Source organism: Anaerococcus marasmi, assembly GCF_900290195.1.
In the GTDB taxonomy this organism is placed as follows: domain Bacteria; phylum Bacillota; class Clostridia; order Tissierellales; family Peptoniphilaceae; genus Anaerococcus; species Anaerococcus marasmi.
In genome coordinates this window covers 1535222-1556148 of sequence record NZ_OLMF01000004.1, presented here as the reverse complement: position 1 = coordinate 1556148, position 20927 = coordinate 1535222, and the positions used below count along the sequence as shown (strand labels likewise).

Annotated in this window: 21 protein-coding genes; 4 read left to right on the top strand and 17 right to left on the bottom strand. The window is 36.8% G+C overall.

Annotated elements, in window-relative coordinates:
* Positions 1-432: 432 nt before the first annotated feature.
* The 13 genes from sufU to pepF all read right to left on the bottom strand — a co-directional run bounded on the left by sufU (position 433) and on the right by pepF (position 13957).
* A complete protein-coding gene (sufU, locus tag C7D97_RS07965; RefSeq protein WP_105301529.1) occupies positions 433-852 on the bottom strand; it encodes a Fe-S cluster assembly sulfur transfer protein SufU in 420 nt (139 codons plus the stop codon).
* Positions 852-2075 (bottom strand): cysteine desulfurase, encoded by a 1224-nt coding sequence (locus C7D97_RS07960; RefSeq protein WP_275886692.1) that lies wholly within the window; start codon positions 2073-2075, stop codon positions 852-854. Before C7D97_RS07960 ends, sufU begins: the two co-directional genes overlap by 1 nt.
* Positions 2072-3124, bottom strand: coding sequence for a SufD family Fe-S cluster assembly protein (locus C7D97_RS07955; RefSeq protein WP_105301528.1), 1053 nt, complete (start codon positions 3122-3124; stop codon positions 2072-2074). The genes C7D97_RS07960 and C7D97_RS07955 overlap by 4 nt, the downstream gene beginning before the upstream one ends.
* Positions 3124-4536: a Fe-S cluster assembly protein SufB gene (gene sufB, locus C7D97_RS07950; RefSeq protein WP_105301527.1), complete on the bottom strand. Its 1413-nt coding sequence runs from the start codon at positions 4534-4536 to the stop codon at positions 3124-3126. The genes C7D97_RS07955 and sufB overlap by 1 nt, the downstream gene beginning before the upstream one ends.
* 1 nt (position 4537) lies before the next feature.
* Positions 4538-5269 (bottom strand): Fe-S cluster assembly ATPase SufC, encoded by a 732-nt coding sequence (gene sufC, locus C7D97_RS07945; protein WP_105301526.1) that lies wholly within the window; start codon positions 5267-5269, stop codon positions 4538-4540.
* A 387-nt stretch (positions 5270-5656) separates the two neighbouring features.
* Complete coding sequence (locus C7D97_RS07940) at positions 5657-5923, bottom strand: HPr family phosphocarrier protein (protein ID WP_105301525.1); 267 nt, start codon at positions 5921-5923, stop codon at positions 5657-5659.
* Between the two features lie 197 nt (positions 5924-6120).
* Positions 6121-7152 (bottom strand): sigma-70 family RNA polymerase sigma factor, encoded by a 1032-nt coding sequence (locus tag C7D97_RS07935; protein WP_420807422.1) that lies wholly within the window; start codon positions 7150-7152, stop codon positions 6121-6123.
* 14 nt (positions 7153-7166) lie between these two features.
* Entirely contained in the window at positions 7167-7697 is a 531-nt protein-coding gene (locus tag C7D97_RS07930) for a YacP-like NYN domain-containing protein (RefSeq protein WP_105301524.1), read from the bottom strand.
* Complete coding sequence (gene rlmB, locus C7D97_RS07925) at positions 7684-8388, bottom strand: 23S rRNA (guanosine(2251)-2'-O)-methyltransferase RlmB (protein ID WP_105301523.1); 705 nt, start codon at positions 8386-8388, stop codon at positions 7684-7686. The genes C7D97_RS07930 and rlmB overlap by 14 nt, the downstream gene beginning before the upstream one ends.
* On the bottom strand, positions 8388-9806 hold the full coding sequence (gene cysS / locus C7D97_RS07920) for a cysteine--tRNA ligase (protein ID WP_105301522.1): 1419 nt from the start codon (positions 9804-9806) through the stop codon (positions 8388-8390). The genes rlmB and cysS overlap by 1 nt, the downstream gene beginning before the upstream one ends.
* Positions 9806-11287 carry a glutamate--tRNA ligase gene (gene gltX, locus C7D97_RS07915; protein ID WP_105301521.1) on the bottom strand — a complete coding sequence of 494 codons (1482 nt, stop codon included), beginning with the start codon at positions 11285-11287 and terminating at the stop codon, positions 9806-9808. Before gltX ends, cysS begins: the two co-directional genes overlap by 1 nt.
* A 221-nt stretch (positions 11288-11508) precedes the next feature.
* The gene (locus tag C7D97_RS07910) at positions 11509-12147 is read right to left on the bottom strand and encodes a formate/nitrite transporter family protein (RefSeq protein WP_105301520.1); all 639 of its coding nucleotides are present in this window, start codon (positions 12145-12147) and stop codon (positions 11509-11511) included.
* A gap of 10 nt (positions 12148-12157) precedes the next feature.
* Entirely contained in the window at positions 12158-13957 is a 1800-nt protein-coding gene (pepF, locus tag C7D97_RS07905; protein WP_105301519.1) for an oligoendopeptidase F, read from the bottom strand.
* Positions 13958-14070: 113 nt separating this feature from the next.
* On the opposite strand from pepF, the gene C7D97_RS07900 reads away from it, so the two are divergent.
* The 3 genes from C7D97_RS07900 to C7D97_RS07890 all read left to right on the top strand — a co-directional run bounded on the left by C7D97_RS07900 (position 14071) and on the right by C7D97_RS07890 (position 16621).
* Complete coding sequence (locus tag C7D97_RS07900) at positions 14071-15303, top strand: aminopeptidase (protein ID WP_105301518.1); 1233 nt, start codon at positions 14071-14073, stop codon at positions 15301-15303.
* Positions 15304-15595: 292 nt separating this feature from the next.
* The gene (locus tag C7D97_RS07895; RefSeq protein ID WP_105301517.1) at positions 15596-16024 is read left to right on the top strand and encodes a hypothetical protein; all 429 of its coding nucleotides are present in this window, start codon (positions 15596-15598) and stop codon (positions 16022-16024) included.
* Positions 16025-16147: 123 nt separating this feature from the next.
* Positions 16148-16621 carry a DUF5301 domain-containing protein gene (locus tag C7D97_RS07890; RefSeq protein ID WP_105301516.1) on the top strand — a complete coding sequence of 158 codons (474 nt, stop codon included), beginning with the start codon at positions 16148-16150 and terminating at the stop codon, positions 16619-16621.
* 99 nt (positions 16622-16720) lie between these two features.
* On the opposite strand, the gene C7D97_RS07885 is transcribed toward C7D97_RS07890, so the two are convergent.
* From C7D97_RS07885 to rbr, 4 genes are all read right to left on the bottom strand, one after another.
* Positions 16721-17407: a DUF3169 family protein gene (locus tag C7D97_RS07885; protein ID WP_105301515.1), complete on the bottom strand. Its 687-nt coding sequence runs from the start codon at positions 17405-17407 to the stop codon at positions 16721-16723.
* Positions 17400-17609, bottom strand: coding sequence for a helix-turn-helix transcriptional regulator (locus C7D97_RS07880; protein WP_105301514.1), 210 nt, complete (start codon positions 17607-17609; stop codon positions 17400-17402). Before C7D97_RS07880 ends, C7D97_RS07885 begins: the two co-directional genes overlap by 8 nt.
* Positions 17610-17720: 111 nt before the next feature.
* Complete coding sequence (nagB, locus tag C7D97_RS07875; protein ID WP_105301513.1) at positions 17721-18443, bottom strand: glucosamine-6-phosphate deaminase; 723 nt, start codon at positions 18441-18443, stop codon at positions 17721-17723.
* Between the two features lie 118 nt (positions 18444-18561).
* A complete protein-coding gene (gene rbr, locus C7D97_RS07870) occupies positions 18562-19152 on the bottom strand; it encodes a rubrerythrin (RefSeq protein WP_105301512.1) in 591 nt (196 codons plus the stop codon).
* A 326-nt stretch (positions 19153-19478) separates the two neighbouring features.
* Here rbr and C7D97_RS07865 point away from each other — a divergent pair, with 326 nt between their 5' ends.
* Positions 19479-20759 carry a glucose-6-phosphate isomerase gene (locus tag C7D97_RS07865; RefSeq protein ID WP_105301511.1) on the top strand — a complete coding sequence of 427 codons (1281 nt, stop codon included), beginning with the start codon at positions 19479-19481 and terminating at the stop codon, positions 20757-20759.
* Positions 20760-20927 lie beyond the last annotated feature (168 nt).

Genomic DNA, 20927 nt, shown 5'->3' with positions numbered 1-20927 from the left:
CGTAGCACGGAAAAGTTACTAAGTAACGAGTCAGAGTACGGAGTGAGCGGAGAAATCTAATGAGATCTCTCCATGCGTTCGTTTCACTCTCACTAAAACATATCAGAAAATACTAGTGTATATCTCTAGCTTTTTGTTTTAGGGTTAAATGTGCCAGTTAAGGCACATTTAACTAGTCGAGATAAGGGTAACTTAACGATAAAATAAATTTCGATTGAAGTTACTTTGTCTACACTCTAAGAGCCCTACTTGGACTCTTTTATTTTTCTGTATTTTACATAGGAATTAGCGCTCATTAGAAGAGCTGCTATTAATACTAGCCAAAAAAATGGCTTAGAATTTAGATATTGATGAATAGTTAGGATGTATAAAAGGATAGAAGATATAAGGCTCGTTATAAATTCCATCAATTCAAAGTTTTTCAAATTCATCTTAAATAGTCTGGTCAAGTGTCTTCCATGATAGGAGGGCACACTTTACTCTTTGTGGCATGTTTTGGATGTTCCTGAAGGCTACCGCATCTTCTAAAAGCTCTAACTCTTCATCTGTAACATCTTCTCTTTTGATCATTCTTACGTAGATATCAGCAAGCTTCTTGGCTTCTTCCTTAGTCTTTCCAACTATAATATCGCACATGACGCTAGTTGCAGCTTGGCTTATGGCACAGCCATCTCCCGTGAAGGCTGCATCTTTTATGACATCTCCATCCATCTTTAATTGGAGGACGATCTCGTCCCCACAGGATGGATTGTGGCCTGGCTCAGTGATATCCGCATCTTCTAAGTCGTGTTTGTTAGCTTGATTTCTTGAATGATCTAGTATTATTTGACTATAAATTTCTTCCATATTCATTATAGGCCCATAACCTTTCTTACATTCTTTAACTCGCGAGCAAAAGTCTCTGCTTCTTCCTTGGTATTGTATATAGAAAATGATGCTCTAGCTGTTGCAGATATACCTAGATATCCGTGAAGTGGCATAGCACAATGGTGGCCGCTTCTTACAGCTATTCCCTTGCTATCAAGGATTGTAGCTATATCGTGTGGATGGATGTCTGTAAAGGTAAATGATATTACAGATCCTGCCTTGCCATTTGTCGGATAGAAGATTTTGATATTTGGGATATCCTTTATCAAATCATAGGCATAGGAAGTTAATTCATGCTCATAGGCAAATATCTCATCCATGCCGATTTTTTCTACATACTCAATCGCAGCTTTTAATCCAAGGACTCCTCCTACATTTGGAGTTCCAGCTTCAAATTTGATAGGTGGCTCTTGGAAAGTGGACTCTTGTTCATAGACATATTCTATCATATCTCCACCGTAGTTAAAAGGCTCAAGCTTATCTAAAAGCTCGTATTTTCCGTAAAGGACTCCGATTCCCATAGGAGAGAACATCTTGTGTCCTGAAAAGGCTAAGAAATCACAATCTATATCCTTCACATCTGTCTTTACATGAGGGATAAGTTGGGCTCCGTCTACTATTGATATAGCTCCTACTTCGTGGGCCCATTTAGTAATAAGCTTTGAATCGATAAGCTCTCCTGTAACATTGCTTGCTCCAGTTACAGAAACTATCTTAGTCTTCTCGTTGATTTTGCTTTTCAAATCGTCGTAGTCTAGGCTGTAGTCCTCATTTAGGTAGGCATAGATTAGTTTTGCCCCAGTCTTTTTTGCCACCATTTGCCATGGAACTAGATTTGCATGATGGTCTAGGATTGTGATTAGGATCTCATCATCTTCCTTCAGATTATTTAGTCCATAAGAGTAGGCCAAAAGGTTTAGGGCCTCTGTGGTTGATCTTGTAAATACAATCTCGGAAGATTTTCTAGCTCCTATGAAATCTTTGACAACTTCCCTTGTTTCCTCGTAAGCTTCTGTCGCCTTCCAGCTTAGAAAGTGGGCTCCCCTGTGAGGGTTGGCGTTAGAATATCTGTAGTATTCGTCAACTGCATCAATTACATAGGCTGGCTTCTGGCTTGTCGCTCCTGTATCTAAGTAAATAACTTCCTTTCCCACCCTTTCGCTATCAAGGTAGGGAAAGTCAGCTCTAATTTTTTCTACATCAATCATAGGTCGTATCCTAGGTTCATTTGGTGAACTTTTTCTCTAATCTTATCTCTCAAAGCTTCATCTTCAATATTATCAATAGCTGGAGCGAAGTTTGCTTCAAGCATCATAGCTTCGGCTTGCTTCTTGCTAAAGCCACGGCTCATGATGTAAAATAGCATTTCCTTATTTAGTCTACCTACACTTGCTGCGTGGTTTCCAGCAACTTCCCTTTCCTCGTTTAGAAGGATTGGAGCAGACTTATTGATTACATCATCTGAAAGCATCATAGAATAGTCGCCAATTTTTCCGTCTGCCTTGTGGCAGCCTCTTCTTAGATCAACCACTCCCTTGAAGTTCTTCTCAGCCCTATCCTTTAGGGCACCGTTGAACATACATTCTGAGTCAGTATCTGTTCCGAAGTGCTCGTTGGTAGCTAATAGGTCTAGGAAGTCATCTCCTTCTTTGAAGTAAACTCCCTTTTGGATGACCTGAGACCTATCTCCCTTAAGGATATTGTCAATATTTACAAGGCTTTTGCCAGCTCCAACCTCTATATATGTGATATCTAATATAGCGTCGTCGGCAAGGTAAGTTCCAATAGAGTTTAGGTTTGTAGCATTTTTTCCAAGATTTGTAACTACAACAATTTTGACATAGGAATTCTTATCAAGTTTGGCCCTAATTCTTGAGTTAAGGAAGATCTTTTCTGAACCATCATCGAAGATATTTATCAAAAATGATGACCTGCTAGCTTCACTCGCCTTGATATCTATGTTAGAAACTAGGATATTGTCGTCTTTCTTTAGGTCAAATTCTATATATTCTGTTTCTCTTTCTCCCTTAACATCAAAGTCATAGGATCTGTTTCTGAAATCTTTATTTTCTTTTTCGATTTTTTCAGAAATTCCGACCTTGTGGCCCTCAAAGGCTTCTTCGACTTCGCTTATGCCTGAAGATTCTTCTTTCTTGGAGATTTCTTCTATATTTTCTATATTAACTTTATCTTCTTTTAAATAATTTAGTCCGAGACTTGCCCAAGTTGGCATTCTCATTTCGTTAATTCTTGCCATCAGCCGTTTGCTCCTTCCAATTCCATATCGATAAGACGATTCATCTCGACAGCATATTCTAGTGGAAGCTCTCTAGAAATTGGTTCAGCAAAACCTCTTACAATCATTGATTTAGCTTCTTCTTCAGGGATTCCCCTACTCATTAGATAAAAGATTTGTCCTTGATCTATTGATCCAATTTTGGCTTCGTGGCCGCAATCTACATCGTCATTTCTTATATCTAATACAGGTATTGTATCCGATTGAGACTCTTCTGAAATCATAAGGTTCTCACAGTCTACTGTCGATCTAGAACCAGCTGAGTTTTTCTTCATCTGAACAAGAGATCTTGTCATACTCTTACCAGAACCTGCTGTGATTGATTTTGTAAGAGCTGTTGAGTAAGTGTTTGGAGCAAGATGAATCATAGAGCAACCATTGTCTATATATTGACCGTTAGATGCAAAAGTAATTCCTGTATATTCTGCACTAGCTCCTTCTCCTGCAAGAACGCTTGTTGGATAAAGCATAGAAACCTTAGATCCGAAAGAACCTGATACCCAAATCACCTTGCCGCCTTCTTGGACGATTGCTCTTTTGGTGTTTAGGTTATACATATTTCTTGACCAGTTTTCGATAGTTGAAAATCTAACTTCAGCGTTTTTGCCGACAAAGATTTCTACAGAACCTGCGTGGAGGTTAACTACATTATATCTTGGGGCAGAACAGCCCTCGATAAAGTGAACCTTGGCATTATCTTCTGCTATAATCATAGTATGCTCGAATTGGCCTGCTCCTGGAGCATTTAGCCTGTAGTAGGATTGGAGAGGAATATCTACCTCAACTCCTTCTGGAACGTAAATTAGGGAACCTCCGCTCCATACAGCGCCGTGAAGGGCAGCGTATTTGTGTAGGGTTGGAGGGATGGCCTTTTGGAAATAAGCCTTTACTATATCCTCATGCTCTCTAAGGGCTGATGAGAAGTCCATAAAGATTACCCCTTGATCAGATAGGTGTTTTTGGATTGAGTGGTAAACTTCCTCACTATCGTATTGGGCACCGACACCTGCAAGAGACTCTTGTTCAGCTTGAGGTATTCCAAGTCTATCGAAGGTATCTCTGATCTCTTCTGGGAGAGCTTCCCAGTTAGATTTCTTATCAGACTTTGGTTTAACATAAGTTGTGATATCATCCATGTTTAGCTCAGAAAGGTCTGGTCCCCAAGAAGGATTGTCGATCTTTTCAAAAAGAGCAAGGGACTTTAGTCTCCTTCTTCTCATCCAGTCTGGCTCGTTTTTCTTCTTAGAAATCTCATTTACTATATCAGCATTTATACCCTTGTCAGTTATATCTGCATATTCAAATTCATTAAAGAAGTCGTAGTATCCTCTATCGAGCTCCTTTAATTGATCTTCAATATTAATTTCTTTCATCTTACACCCACTCGTATCCTTCTTTTTCAATCTTATCCATTAGGCTATCGTCGCCTGTCTCTTGGATTTTGCCGTCTTTTAGGATGTGTACATAGTCAGCCTTGATATTTGAAAGTAACTCTCTGTGGTGAGTTATGATAACAACTGCATTATCCTCGCTTAAGAAGTCCTTGATTCCTTCGCTTACAATTCTTACAGCATCCACGTCAAGACCTGAATCTGTCTCATCTAGGAGGGCAAGCTTTGGATTAAGCATCTTCATTTGAAGAATCTCCGATTTCTTTCTTTCACCACCAGAAAATCCTACGTTTACATATCTTGTAGCGTAATCATCTGAAAGTTTTAAATCTTTCATCTCTTTTGATAATTCCTTGTTAAAGGCAAGGATTGAAGGCTTCTTTCCTTCTCTTTGCTCTTTGGAAATTCTCAAAAAGTCATTAAGCTTTACTCCAGGGATCTCATCTGGGTGTTGGAAACTCATGAAAATACCGCGTCTAGCTCTCTTATCTACTGATTCTTCAGTGATATCTTCTCCTTCAAAGAAGATCTTACCTTCTGTAACTTCATAGACAGGGTTAGCCATAATTGTATTCATTAGGGTTGACTTACCGGAACCATTTGATCCCATTACAACGTGAACTTCACCTTTATTTATTTCTAAATCTATACCATCTAAAATCTTCTTATCTCCAACAGATACGTGAAGATCTTCTATCTTTAATAAATTAGTCATCTGCACCTCTTTTTATTTTTTCAAAAATCTATTTAAAGTATACTCTTTTACTAGGGATTATACAACTATCCCTCTAATCAATTTACCCTAAAGAAAGGTAAAAATAAACATCTGAGATGAATCTTTGTAAGCTTAGATAAATTTTCTAATTCCCCAATGGAAAGTAATTCTTGTCATATATAAAATTAAACACAAAAAGGGACTGTTGCAGAATGAATAAATCGTACCGTTATCGTTAGAAGAACCTCCACGTCAATTTTGCCTCCTTCAGCCGGCAGGCGCCAATTGGCCTACCGGCTAGGAGAGGTAAAATTTCCTAAGAGAACCTTCTAACGATGGTACGATGATTATTCATAGTTTTGCAACAGCCCCTATGTAAAAGTATTATTAATAATCTGCAAGTTTATTCTCAACTAAGTCAATGAGTGCACTTACAGCTTCATTTTCTGATTCACCGTCTGCTCTAATAATTATCTCATCGCCTTTAGAAGCACTCATGCTAAGAACTGACATGATAGACTTTGCATTGTAACTCCTACCAGCTTTCTCTACTGTGATGTCACATGGGAACTTAACGGCTTGTCTGATAAAAATAGATGCTGGTCTAGCATGTAAACCTATTTCATTAGAAAGTGTTACTTTTTGTTCGTACATAGGTACCTCCTTTTCTTTAATAATATATTTATATGGTACTAGATAATTAATAAAAATGCAAACGTTTTTTATCTAGTAAGCAAAATCGTCTAGATTTAAACGAATGATGGATTTTTTTACATAATTGTTTGAAAGAAAATTTAGTATTTATAAAAATCTAAAAAAGTGGCCGAAAGTTTACTCTCTGCCACTTGATTTTATTCTTCTCTTTCAGAAAAATCTTTTAGTTTACCCAAGGCTTGATTTTCAATTTGTCTAATTCTCTCTCTAGATAAGTCGTAGATTTTACCTATTTCTTCAAGGGTCTTAGGCTTTTCGTTATCTAGACCGTATCTAAAGATTATTATTTGTTTTTCCCTATCAGTTAGTTGGTCTAGAGCCTTTAGGAGGAAGTTTTCCATGTCTTTTTCTAAAATCAGCATATCGACTGGAGTTGACTCATCTCCTACCATATCCATAAGCTCATCACCTGTCGAATCCTCACTGTCTAGGTTGATGTTAAGGGATGTGGAGTTTACTTGGTTTCTGTTGATTAGGAAAAGGTCGTCTGCTTGTTTCTTATCGATTCCTTCCTTTTCCAAAATCCTATAAAGTTCCTCATCACTTGCTTCTGGATTTGCCTTAAGAATCTGCTTGAGCTTGTTAAGCTTTAGGTATTTACCAGCAGGTATTCTTATAGTGTGGCCTTCTTTGTTGATGGCCTTTCTTATAGCCTTATCTATCCACTTGTAGGCATAGGTTGTAAACTTATAGCCTAGGGATAGGTCAAACTTTTCTGCCGCACGAATCATACCGAGCATACCTGATTGTACTAGGTCCTCTAGGTCTAGGTCGTTTCCGTGAGATCTAAAGAAATATGAGGCCCTACTTCTAACAAGTCCTTGGTTTTTTTCTACAAGGGCTGCTAGGGCATTCTGATTTCCTATTTGGAATTGTTCCACTATTTGCTCATTAGTAAGGTCTGATAGCTCTATCATATCACGACGGCTTATAGGCATGATTGAAGTTTTTGATACATTTTTATTTCTTTCTTCGAAGTCATCGTCTTCGTCATCATCATCCACTTCGTCTGATATAATATCCATTATCTCATCTTTTTCTTCTTCTGTTAAACCTTCAAGAATTGAGATGATCTCCTCTTCGGTCAAGTCCTCTGAGTTGAGATACTCTTGTAATTTCTCTAGGGTTTTTTTATCTTTTAAATTTATTTTATCCATTTTATCACCCATTTGAATTTATTTACCTAACTTTTATTTTCCAAATCTTCCTTTATTTTATCAATCACATCAGAAAGCTTATCTGATATAGGGAAAGTTTTGAAGTTTTGGTTGAAGTCTTCTTTCCTTTTTCTTTTGATCTTTCCTCTCATAGTATCTAGGTCTTGTCTTAATTCAAGGGCCGTAACCCTGCTTGCTCCCTTGCTTGTCACCTGGGTTTGGATAGCGCCATCATCAGTTACTACCTTGATATTATGATGCCTATTAGCCTTTGCGAGCTCTCTTTCTATGTAGGTATCAGCAGTCTGAAACCTTTTAGTAAATACAATCTCCATCCCATATTTTTCTATGATGGTTTCTTTTACCCTGTCAAGATTGTAAGCATCAAAGACTATTATAAGTTCTTCTCCCGATAGGGACTTATATTCTGCCATCTCCTCTATGAGTTTATCTCTTGCATCCGCCAGGTCAATCCTACTGATTTCTTTAAGTTCACTCCATTTATTTATGACATTGTAGCCATCAATAAAGGTTATATTTTTCTTAGTTAAAGCCATTTTGTCTTAATAGCTCATACATAGAAATCGCCGCCGCTACAGAGGCATTTAAGCTATTAACTCTCCCAAGCATTGGTATATTTATAAGCATATCACAATTCTCCCTCACAAGTCTAGAGATTCCTTCACCCTCATTGCCTACAACGAGAGCTACCTTACCTCTTAGGTCTGCATGACTTATGTCAGAGTGGGCTTCTCCAGCAAGACCATAGACCCAAAATCCCTTGTCCTTAAGGTCCTTTATGGTTCTAGTTAGATTGGTGACCCTTACTACCTTGATATTATTAATAGCTCCAGCGCTAGTCTTATAGACTGTAGATGTTACAGAAGCTGATCTTCTCTCTGGAATTATAACTGCATCGAAGCCAAAGCTTTCTGCACTCCTTATAATAGCGCCTAGGTTGTGAGGGTCTTCGATTTTATCTAGGATTATAAGCCTTGAAGAATCAGATAAGTCCTCCAAGCTAGAATACTTAAAAGATTCGACCTCAAGCATAACGCCCTGGTGGTTCATATCTATCTTATCAAAAAATCTCTTATCTACAAAGGATATTTCTATATTTTTTTGATTTAATTTATCTATTATCTTATCTACTAGCTTGGAATTTTGCTTTAAGATATAGGCCTTATGGACTTTGATGTCTGTATCTAAGGTATCTAGAACCGGCTTTCTTCCGTATATCTTATCCATCAGCTAATCTCCCACTTGACACCTTCTCTGGTATCTTTGATAGTAATTCCCATAGAAGAAAGCTCATCTCTGATTTTATCTGCTGTAGCAAAGTCCTTGGCCTTTTTAGCTTCGCTTCTTTTTGCTATTAGCTCTTCGATTTTAGATACGTCTACATCAGCTTCTTTTTTCTTGGCAAGAAGGCCCAAGCTTTCGAAAAGCTCCTTGTAGAGCTTATAAGTTTTATCTACAAGATCTTTACTTGATGATAAATCGAGCTTTGTATTTACAAATTTTGCTATGTCAAATAAAACTGTAATAGCATCCGCTGTGTTTAAGTCATCATCCATCACTTCGATAAACTTATCCTTAAAGGCCTTAAGGTCATTTTCGAGACTTTTTTCTTCTTCTGATAGGTCCTTGTCCTCTGCCTTATCTAACAGTTCTTCTAGTCTAAAGTAAGCATTGGTTAGTCTTTGAAGGGAGGCCTTGGCCTGCTCTATTATTTCTCTTGTGAAGTTGATTGTTTGTCTGTAATTTGTTGTAAGTAGCCAGAATCTAATAATAGATAGGTCGTATTCCTTCTTGATATCATGAAGGGTGAAGAAGTTTCCCAAAGACTTGCTCATCTTTGTTCCGTCAACTTGGATCATCCCATTGTGCATCCAGTAATTGGCAAAGGTCTTGCCATTAAGGCCTTCTGATTGAGCAATTTCATTTTCATGGTGAGGAAACTCTAAGTCTTCTCCACCGGCATGGATATCTATAGTCTCTCCTAAGATTTTCTTACTCATGGTAGAGCATTCTATATGCCAGCCAGGTCTTCCCTCTCCCCATGGAGATTGCCAGCTTATTTCGCCTTCTTTTTTAGTTTTCTTCCACAAGGCAAAATCTACTGGGGATTTTTTCTTAGAGCCATCAGCAGAATCTAGTCTGTTACTTGCTCCGTGCATGAGATCTTCTATGTTTTTGCCTGAAAGCTTACCATAATCGTCTGCCTTTGATACGTCGAAGTAGACATCTCCTTCTGATTCGTAGGCCATACCCTTATCGACTAGGCCTTTGACGAAGCTAATGATATCATCCATAACCTCGGTTGCCCTAGGGTGGATGGTATCTTCTTCATCTATATTTAAGTCCTTGGCATCTTCCATGTAGGCAGCTATATACTTATCTGTAACTTCCTTGGTGGTGATTCCTTCATCGATAGATTTGTTGATTATCTTATCGTCTACATCTGTGAAGTTTACCACGTATTTTACATCAAAGCCTTTAAACTGCATGTAGCGTCTGAAAGTATCGAAGACAACCAAAGGCCTAGCATTTCCAATGTGCATATAATCATAAACAGTTGGCCCACAGACATACATCCTTATTTTGTTTTCTTCTATTGGGATAAATTCTTCTTTTTGTCTTGTAAGCGTGTTATGAATTTTCATTAAAAGTTTTCCTTTACGTAATTTAATCTTTCTTTAATCTTTTCCTTGCCCATGATTACGAAGGCATTAGATAGTTCTGGTCCATGAACTGAGCCTGTTATAGCAGCTCTTACTGGGAACCATAGGTTCTTGCCCTTGATTCCTGTTTCTTTTTGGATTTTCTTCATTATAGTTGATGCAAATTCTTCGTCGATTTCATCGATTTCTTCAAGATGATTTAGGAAGGAGTCGATTAGTTTTTTGGCATCATCTGTCTTTATTGCCTCAACAGCTTCCTCATCCCAAGTCATATCCTTATCAGCTATGAAATAATTCTTTGATAACTCTGGCGCATCTGAGAACTTATCGATTGCTGATTGCCAAGTTGCTGCTAAGAGTTTTAATTTATCTTCTGGGTAAGATTCGTCTATTAGGCCAGATTTTACCATGTATGGTTTGATTTTTTCTGTAAGCTCATCTACTGATAAGTCTCTTACATAGTGGCCGTTAACCCAATCAAGTTTTCTCTTATCAAAAACTGCTCCGGTCTTATTTACTCTGTCGAAGTCGAATTGTTCAGCCAATTGTTTCATAGTAAATATTTCTTCTTCGCTATCTGGTGACCAGCCGAGTAGGGCTAGGAAGTTGATAAGTCCTTCTGGCATGTAGCCTTCTTCGATGAAGTCTTCTACCATGCCGTCTCCGTTTCTCTTTGAATATTTCTTGTGGTCCTTGTTAAGAACGGTTGGTAGGTGGATGTATTCTGGTGCCTTCCAGCCAAAAGCTTCGTATAGGTAAACGTGTTTTGGAGTTGAAGAAACCCACTCATCTCCACGAACTACGTGGGTAATTCCCATCAAGTGATCGTCTACTACTACCGCGAAGTGATAGGTAGGGAAGCCGTCTCTTTTGATAAGGACTTGGTCGTCTTGATCGTCTGTGTTGAAGGTGATCTTTCCCTTTATCTTATCGTTAAAAGTAATGTCTCTGTTTACTGGAAGTTTTAGTCTAACTGTGTGAGGTTCCCCTGCTGCAACTCTTTTTTTAGCTTCTTCTAGAGGAATTGACCTGCAGAGTCCGTCATATTTTGGTGTAAGTCCATCAGCTCTTTGTTGGTCACGTACCTTGTCGATTCTTTCTTGTGAGCAGAAGCAATAGTAAGCCTTGCCTTCTTCTATGAGTTGGTCGATGTATTTATCATAGATACCTTCTTCAACTCTTTCAGATTGGATATATGGACCACAGTCGCCCTTTTGGATAACTTTGCCATTTTCGTCTAGCATTACTCCTTCGTCGATTTCGATGCCAGACCATTTAAGGGCCTTTAGGAGGTTTTCCAAAGCTCCTTCTACAAATCTAGTCCTATCTGTATCTTCAATTCTTAAAAGCATATCCCCACCAGTATGTCTTGCGTATAGGTAGTTGAACAAAGCAGTTCTAAGACCTCCTATGTGCAAATATCCTGTTGGTGATGGTGCAAATCTTACACGTACGTTTTCCATTTAATTCTCCTTAATTTTAATTAATTACAAAATATATATTCTTTTACTATTATATAATAAATCTTAAAAATTTTTAAGTAAAAATAATAAAATAGATAAGGAAGGGAGTGAAAATCCACCCCCTTCAAACTAATATATTTTATTATATCAAGATATACTATATAAAGCAAGAATGTCAAGCAAAAACACTTGTTTTTTCTAAAAATTTCTCCAAGTTAAACTTATCCCTTAAGCCTAAAGTTCTCATCGTAGAAAAGAGCCACCATAGGTATAATTAATCCTCCAACAATATTTCCCGAAAGAACTATCAAAAACACAGTTATAACGCGAGGATTTATATTTCCTACCAAGAAAAAGTAAAAGCTATCTGCTATTGAATGCTCAAATCCTGATAGGACAAAGGTCATAATAGATATAAATATAGCTAAATACTTTCCTACTTGGTAGGAATTGTACTTAAATTGATGAGTAGCATTTGTGACAAACATATTACAAAAAATCGCTAGGATAAATAAACTCAATAAATTATCCGATGTTTTTATTGCAACTGACCTTTCTGCAAGATGGATTAAATTCTCGCCATACCTTGTTAGGCTAATCATTTTAGCTACTGTGAAAGTCCCCAAGAGATTTCCTAAAAGCACTTTAATTAACTTTAATCTGTAGGGCCTTCTTTCCTTATAAAAGTAATATCCTACCATGCCAGTAAAAAGATAATACTCTAGGCTTAAGATAATAAAAAGCGCTCCAGCAAAGAGGAAAGAGCCTAGGGCCTTTGAAGGAAGACTTAATTTTATTACTCCTCCAAGGCCAACTATAACTCCGGCCATAAAGCCATATACATAGTCTTTGTATTTCATATTTAAATTTCTATTTATACATGTCAAGCTTTGCTAGAAGCTTATCGATTTGATCGATTATAGATCCTATAAATTCTATGGCTTCCTCAAGAGGCCTTGTAGTAGTCATATCTACTCCAGCTTCCTTGGCAAGCTCGATCGGTCCTTTTGATCCACCCATCTTTAAGACATCTATCCATCTTTTCCTATCTTCGTCTGTACCATTTACAATCTTATCTGAAATTATTGTTCCGATAGTAAGACCTGCTGAGTAGGTGTAAGGGTAAAGTCCCATATAATAGTGAGGTTGTCTCATCCAAGTCAACTCGCTTCCCTCATCAAGTTTTACAGAATCTCCCCAGAATTTCTCTAGATTTTCCTTAAAGATTATGTTAAAGTCAGAAGATGAAAGCCTCTCTCCTTTTTCTACTTTACGATAAACATCTCTTTGGAAACTTGCTTCTAGGAAGTGGGTAACGAAATTGTGATAATAGGTCTTTCCAATCATTGTAGAAAGCACCCACAATTTCTCCCTATCGTCTTTTGCCTTGTTTAGGAGATATCTTTCCATAGTTATCTCGTTGGCCGTTGATGGAGATTCTACAAAATACATGCTCATACCAGAAAGCAGAGCCTCTTGATTATCGTTTGAGTAAATCCCCTGGCAGGCATGGCCTAACTCGTGGGCTAGGGTCATAACTTGGCTCATGGAATTGTTGTAGGTTGTCATTATAAATGGGTGTGACTTATAAGGGCTTGCACAGAAGGCTCCTGTCCTCTTGCCTGTGTTTTGGGCATAGTCAATCCACCTATCAGAAAAGGCCTTATCAAGATATGATACATATTCCTCTCCTAGGGGAGAAAGTCCGTCTAGGATGTATTCACGAGCCTTGTCTATATCGACTTCAAGTTCATAATCTGGGTCTATTGCAAGCTTTAGGTCTGCGTAGGTCATCTCATCTAGACCGTAGTGTTTCTTTATGATTTCTGCGTACTTTCTCATATGAGGAGCAAGTTTTTCCATGATTGTGTCTAATTGATTTTCGTAAATATCGAAATCGACATCTTGACGGGCCAAGAGATAATGGAAAACTGATTCATAGCCACGAATATCAGCTAGTCTCTTCTCATTTGTTACTTGGGTATTGTAAACTGAGGCATCTGCGTTTTCGTATTTTCTAAGAACGTCGTGGTATCTCTTGAAGGCCTCACGTCTAAGGTCGGTCCTTGGGTCCGTCTCTAGGAACTCCTCGAAGGTGTTGTGGTTTAGGACGATCTCTTCTCCTTCATATTCGAAGTTTTCAAAGTCCATATCTCCATAACGCATGTCGTTGTAGTTAGTATATGGGGCATCAAAGGTTGGCTCAAGACTTGCAAGGACAGCTTCTGTCTCATCTGATAGCATGTGGGCTTGTTTGTCTTCTATTCTTTCTATAAAGTAGGCAAAATCCTTATTATTTTCTACTACTTCTCTTAGGACTTCCTTATCAAGCCTTGAAAGAGCTGGCTCGTAGAAAGATAGGTCAGAAAATACCTTAGAAAGCTCATTGCCAAGTCTTGCATATCTTTTAGCCATATGATCATCTGTAGTATCGACTTCCATAGAAATTCCCGCAAAGGTTCCTAGCTTATCTACTATGGCTATAATTTCCGAATACTCTCTTAAGGATTTTGATACTTCTTCTACTGCGCTTATATCCTTAAATTCCTTAGAAAATTCGCTCGCCTTAGCCTTTAGCTTTTCTATTTCTTCGTAGAAGGCATCATCATCGGCATACATATCCTCGATCTTCCAAGTTTCTTTTACATCAACTTCACTTCTTTTTTTCATCTATATCTCCTTTTTACTTCATTACAATTATTCTACCCAAAATGATAGTATCTATCATCTACAATATTATTTAATAACAATAGAAGTATAATAGAAGAAAAAAAGGAGGAGCAATGAATAAAAGAATAGAAAACTTCGCTAAACTTGCCGTAGAATTCGGCGTAAACGTTAAAGAAGGAGAAGATGTCCTAATCACATCCCCTGTCGAAAGTCCTGAGCTTTGTCGCCTTATAGCAAAGGCAGCCTACGAAAAGGGGGCAAGAAATGTGGCAATCGACTGGAAAGATGACACAATCACAAGACTAACTTACGAATACCAAGACCAGGAGACTTTAAACGAAGTTCCTGACTGGAAGATAAAAAAGCTAGATTATCAAATCGCTCAAAAGAAATCAAACAGGATTTCAATCTACGCAGAAGACCCAGACCTATTAAATGGACTTGATAGCGAAAAAATTTCTGAAGCTATCAGAGAAAACAGCAAGAAAACCAAGGAATATGTCAAATACACCATGAACGATATCCTATCTTGGCTAGTAATCTCTGTCCCAACCAAAAAATGGGCCAAGAAAGTCTTCCCAGACTTATCTCACGAAAAAGCCTACGATAAATTATGGGAAACAATCCTTGATGTATCAAGAGTCTCTGAATCATGGGATGAGACAAAGGCTAACTGGACAAATCACATCAACACCCTAGATGAGAAGGCCAAATTCTTAAATGACCATCAATTCGACAAGGTTCACTACAAATCAAGTAATGGAACAGATCTTTGGGTTAAACTTCCTAAAAATCATATTTGGATGTCTGCAGGATCAAAAAATGAGAAAAACGATAGATTTATCCCAAATATGCCAACAGAAGAAGTCTTTACCTCACCTCAATACGATGGAGTAGATGGTAAACTTGTAGCTAGCAAGCCTCTAGTCTATAACGGAGTTGTAATTAACGATTTCGAATTTGAATTTAAAGATGGAAAGGTAGTATCTTTTTCTGCCAAAGAAGGAGAAGACACCCTAAGGAAGATGCTAGATAGCGATGAAGGAAGCAAGTACCTAGGAGAAATAGCCCTAGTCCCTTACGATTCTCCAATATCAAATTCCAACATTCTTTTCTACAATACCCTCTTTGACGAAAACGCCTCCTGCCACTTCGCCCTAGGTAAGGCCTACCCAACAACAGTAGAAGGAGGAAGCGATCTAGATGATAGCAAGGTAAAAGAAATAGGCCTAAACGATTCCCTAATCCACGAGGACTTTATGGTAGGAACAGAAGATTTGGAGATTACTGGCTACAAAGACGAAGAAGAATTTAAAATATTTGAAAATGGCAACTGGGCCTTCTAGAAAAAATATAATATATTTTGCCTGTCGATTGTATCGATAGGCTTTTTTTATCCACTTATCTTATTAAAACAAACTTTTATTAGAAAGCAATCTATAATAGCATTAGAAGCTTGATATAAAGGTTGAAATAATAACAGATGAGTTGTTATAATAAAAATGTTAAGATTTATTCAAAGAAAATTTTAGAGGTCAAAAACTTAAGCCTACAAAAATTAATAGGTTTCTATAAAATGTAGAGTTTACAGTTTGTTCTAGTTAATTTTAATTATAGAGATGAAAGAAGGGTAATAAGATGAAAAATAAGAAATTGAAAATCTTGATACTTATAATCCTGGGATTTTTAGCTGTATTTTCCATATCCAAGAAAAATACCCAGAAAAATAACTCTTACAAGATAAAAGGAATATACAAATCTCAGAGGGCCTTTGGTGATGATTATTTCGATATCTATGAAATTATAATTGATGACAAGAATATAATTAAAGGAAAAAGCATAGATGATGATTACTACAAAAAATCAAAAGGTCTTAAGCAAATTATGAAAACTAGTAAGGAAGAAATAGATGACTATGACGATATTCTTCATTCAATAGAGATTCTTGAGAAAAACCCTAGTACTATCTACAAATATCAGGAAGATTTCGACAAAAAAGGTCATAAGAGCCTCTTTATTATAAATTACGACTTAAATAAGGGCTATATACTCGACCTTCAAATTTGAAATTTTAAGCTAAGACTACTAGCCTTCTTATCTTTGTAAGAAATACTAATTTGCCTACTATATCGCAAGTTTTCAGATTTTAATATTACTATAATTTAATGAAAAAAGATGAAAGGATAAATTATGAAGAAAAAGCATTACCTTGTATTAATAGGTCTAATAATCATAGGCGTTTTATTAAAGATAAAACCTAATAACAAAGGACCGAGTCTTCCTAAGGCAGAAGATGTAAAAAGCCTTAGCCTTATCAAAATTGCAAATGATAGAGGAGTTGAAAAACGGACAATTAAGGAAAATAATGATATAGAAAATTTTCTACAATTGTTAGAAAACTCTAAACTAACAAAGAAAGAAAGCGTATCAGATTTTCCTAATAAAGACGAGTTTATCCTAGTAAGTATCGAAATGTCAGAAGGCGGATACATAAGAAATACCATCCATGAAGAAGATAAAAAACTTTATTTCGAACAAGCCTATGTGGGAATTTACGAGCTTTCTTATAAGGATATTTCTTCCTTCCTAAAATCTACCGTAAAAGAAGAGGATAAGGAAAATATTTCAGAAGATCTAGAAGATATCTTGGATGATGATTTCTAAGTTTATAGATAGATATTTTAAATTTCAATAATAAGGTCCATTCCCTGTAAGTAAGATAAAAGGCTCCTGTTAGCAATTGACAGAAGCCTTCTTTTTTATTTATTTTGTTGCAATAATTCCTATAATAGAAGAAATAGCTATAAATATTGGTGCTAGTATCCCTACATCTGTGTAAAAGGCAAGTCCTGATAGGACCACTAGCATTATGAAGTTGGTAAGAATTATTGCCCTATAGCCCCTGTATCCTTTTTTGTAATAACGGGCCTTGCTCATCTCGTCAGATTCTTCAATAAACTTCTTATTAAATCTAAAATCAAGAGTGTCAGCCTTCCTATTTGGTTCTACTTTCTTGATAAGCTCGTAGTTTTTTTGAAAAACCACTGAAATAAGAATTATATAGGCTATTAAAAGCCCTATCAAAACCACAGACTCTCCTAGATTAAGCCAAGACTTTTCCATGGACATAGCCCACATAGAAGCAAGGCCAAAGATTAGAAAAATACTTATATCCCTAACCATGAGGCTATAGTTAGTGTATTTTGTTTGAATCGGATCTTCGCCTTTAAGACCTTTTTCGATTTCTACCTTAGATTTCTTATAAAGATCAAATGCCATTAAAATACTCATTATTATTACTGTAAGAGTTATCTTAAATACATTTTTTATTAAGAATAACTTAATAAGCTCTCCCAAATCACTTAGGGCAATATTTTCAAGTATCCATCCAGACAAGGCCCCAACTAGAAGTCCTCCTATAATTAACATTACAAATTTTTTCTTATTCATTAATCTCCTCCAAACTAAAAATATCCTCGACTTTTACTTCAAACACCCTAGCAAGACTTAGGGCAACCACAACAGATGGGTTGTAGTCTCCTCTTTCTATTAGAGAGATAGTCTGTCTAGAAACTCCAACCTTCTCTCCAAGCTCTGTCTGATTCATACCTTTTTCCTTCCTCAAACTAGAAAGGTTATTAACTAATCTCAATAAATCCTCCTTTCTTTTGACAACTATTATTGTCATTATTATATCTTTGACAAGTATATTTGTCAATAGCTGGCATAAAAAAACCAGAGCGATAGCCCTGGCCCTACACTTTTAATCCCTGTAAGCTTCCTCATCTACATAAATATAAACATTTGGGTGAAGAGATAGGAATCCTGCTGGAAGATCTGTTGATATCTTATCATCTTCTAAAAGTCTTTTAACAGCCTCATGTTTTTTCTTCCCATTTGCAAGAAGGATTATGGTCTTGGCGTTAAATATATCTGCCATGCCCATTGAGATAGCATATCTTGGAACATCGGCTTCATTTTCAAAAAATCTAGAGTTAGCTTCGATTGTAGAACCTGTAAGCTTTACTATAGAAGTTCTCTTGCTTAGCTTATCTCCTGGTTCATTGAAGGCGATGTGGCCATTTTCTCCAATTCCTAGAATTTGTATATCTCTTTGGCCGAAGTCATCTAGGATTTTGTCGTATTCTTGTGCGTATTTTTCATCTACTTCACTTGCCTTTGGGATTATATTTGCTCCTTCATTAAAGGATACATGATCGAAGAAGTTTTTTCTCATAAAATAATTATAGGATTGTTCATTATCCGGATCAATTCCAACATACTCGTCGAGATTTACTGATTTGGCATATCTAAAGCTAATCTCCCCCTCGTCATTTGCCTTTATTAGGTTCTTGTAGAGTCCTATTGGTGAGGATCCTGTCGCAAGTCCTAGTTTTATTTGTGGCTTGTACTTTATATTGTTTATAACAAGGTCAGCCGCTTTTTTGCTCATATCATCATAATCTTTGCATACTATAACTTTCATTTTTTCTCCTTATCTATCTAATATCTTCTGCTTTCTACAATTATACATTTTCTTAGTCTAAGTCGCTATTTAGGGCAGAAAAAAACCAGGAGCTTGACCCCTGGCTTTAGATATGTTATTAATAGTTGAAGCTTGCGATTTCGAACCATTCTTGTTTGTGTGCACATGCTGGACAAATCTTTGGTGCTACTTTTCCTTCGTAAAGGAATCCGCAATTACCGCATTTCCAGATAACTTTTTCGTCTTTTTCGAATACTTTTCCGTTTTCTACATTGTCGTGTAGTTTTTGGTATCTATCTCTGTGAGCTCCCTCAACTTTTGCTATGTTTCTGAATGCTCTTGCGATTTCGTCGAATCCTTCTTCTTCTGCAACGTCTGCAAATGATGGATACATATGTTCACATTCTTCGTTTTCTCCGTCGATTGCACCTTGTAGGTTTGTTAGTGTATCGTGGAATACTACTGGGAATGCTGTGTATTCTGGGTTAAGCTCGATAGCATCAAGTTTGAATTCTTCTTTTAAGAATTTGTAAAATCTTGCTGCGTGTTCTATTTCGTTTCTTGCTGTTTCTTCAAAGATTGCAGATATTTGTTTGTAACCTTCTTTGTCAGCTACTTTAGCTGCATATCTATATCTCATTGTTGCTTGGCTTTCACCTGCGAATGATGTGATAAGGTTAGATGCTGTTTTTGTTCCTTTTAATGTCATATGTAATCTCCTTTTTATTTTTCTCTTCAACTTCTATTCATATTATAGTCTTTATTTTTCCGCTTGTCAAGAATCATTCTAAAGTTTTTCTCATTCTAAATATGATATATATAATCATTATCAACTACATAATTCATCCTAATTTTATCTCTGATTTTAGCCAACTTAGGAATTTCCTCTTACAAATGATTTATAAGGGAAATCTTTTCCTTTCTAAGGGACTTTTTCACATTTATTTTTTATTAGTTTTTATTTGCTGCATAATTATTTGATAATGGAAAATTGCATTATCGGGTATAATACACATAGAAAGACAGGAGGAGAATATGAAATTAGATTTTAATAATGTAAACTTAGAAAATATTAATAGCTATGAAGAAAAAGCCATGACCGCCTTCGATACCCTCATGGAAAGAACTGGCGAGGGCAATGACTTCTTGGGCTGGATCGATAGACCAGTCGATTATGACAAGGAAGAGTTTGAAAGAATCAAAAAGGCTGCTGAAAGAATTAGAGGAAATTCTGATATTTTAGTATCTATAGGAATTGGTGGATCTTATTTAGGAATTAAGGCAGTAGATGTCGCTTGTGATTCTTACTTTGGATCTGATAGAAAAGTTAAGCTAATCTATGCAGGAAATCAAATCTCAGGCCAATACTTAAACGAACTTCTAGACTACCTAAAGGATAAGGACTACTCTTTAAACGTAATATCAAAATCAGGTACAACAACAGAACCTGCTATTGCTTTTAGATTCTTAAGAGAAGCAATCGAAGAAAAATACGGCAAGGAAGAAGCAAGAAAAAGAATTTTTGCAACAACTGATAGCAAGAAGGGAGCTTTGAAAGAGCTTGCTGATGCAGAAGGCTATGAGACATTTGTAGTTCCTGATGATATAGGTGGAAGATTTTCTGTAATATCTGCTGTAGGTCTCCTACCACTTGCTGCATGTGGGATTGATATAGATAAGTTTATGGAAGGCTTCGCTGAGGGCAGAGACCTCTACACAGAAAAGTCCTTCGACAATCCTGCTATAAAATATGCAGCTATTAGAAATATGCTTCACGAAGATGGCAAGGACCTCGAAGTGCTTGTAAACTACGAAGCAAAACTTAAATATATAGCTGAATGGTGGAAGCAACTTTTCGCAGAAAGCGAAGGAAAAGATGGTAAGGGAATCTTCCCAGTATCTGTAAACAATACAACAGACCTCCACTCAGTTGGACAAATGATCCAAGATGGTAAGAGAAACTTATTTGAAACTGTAATAGAAGTTAAAAATCCTGTAAGTGACCTTACAATCAAGAAAGATGAGGACAATCTAGACGGATTAAATTATCTCGCTGGAAAGACAATGAGCTTTGTAAACAAACAAGCCATGGAAGGAACAACAATAGCCCACGTTAAGGGAGATGTTCCAAATATCAGAATCGAAATGGATGAAGTTAGTGAAAAAGAAATCGCCAAACTCTTCTATTTCTTTGAAATAGCTGTAGGAGTTTCAGGCTACATGCTAGGAGTAAATCCATTCAACCAACCAGGTGTTGAAGAATACAAGGCACAAATGTTCAAACTTCTTGGAAAACCAGGATACGAAAATAAATAAATATAGAATTTAAAAGGGGGCTGTTGCAGAATGAATAAATCGTACCATTATCGTTAGAAGAACCTCCACGGAAATTTTGCCTCCATCAGCCGGCAGGCACCACTGAAAATTTCCTAAGAGAACCTTCTAACGATGGTACGATGATTATTCATGATTTTGCAACAGCCC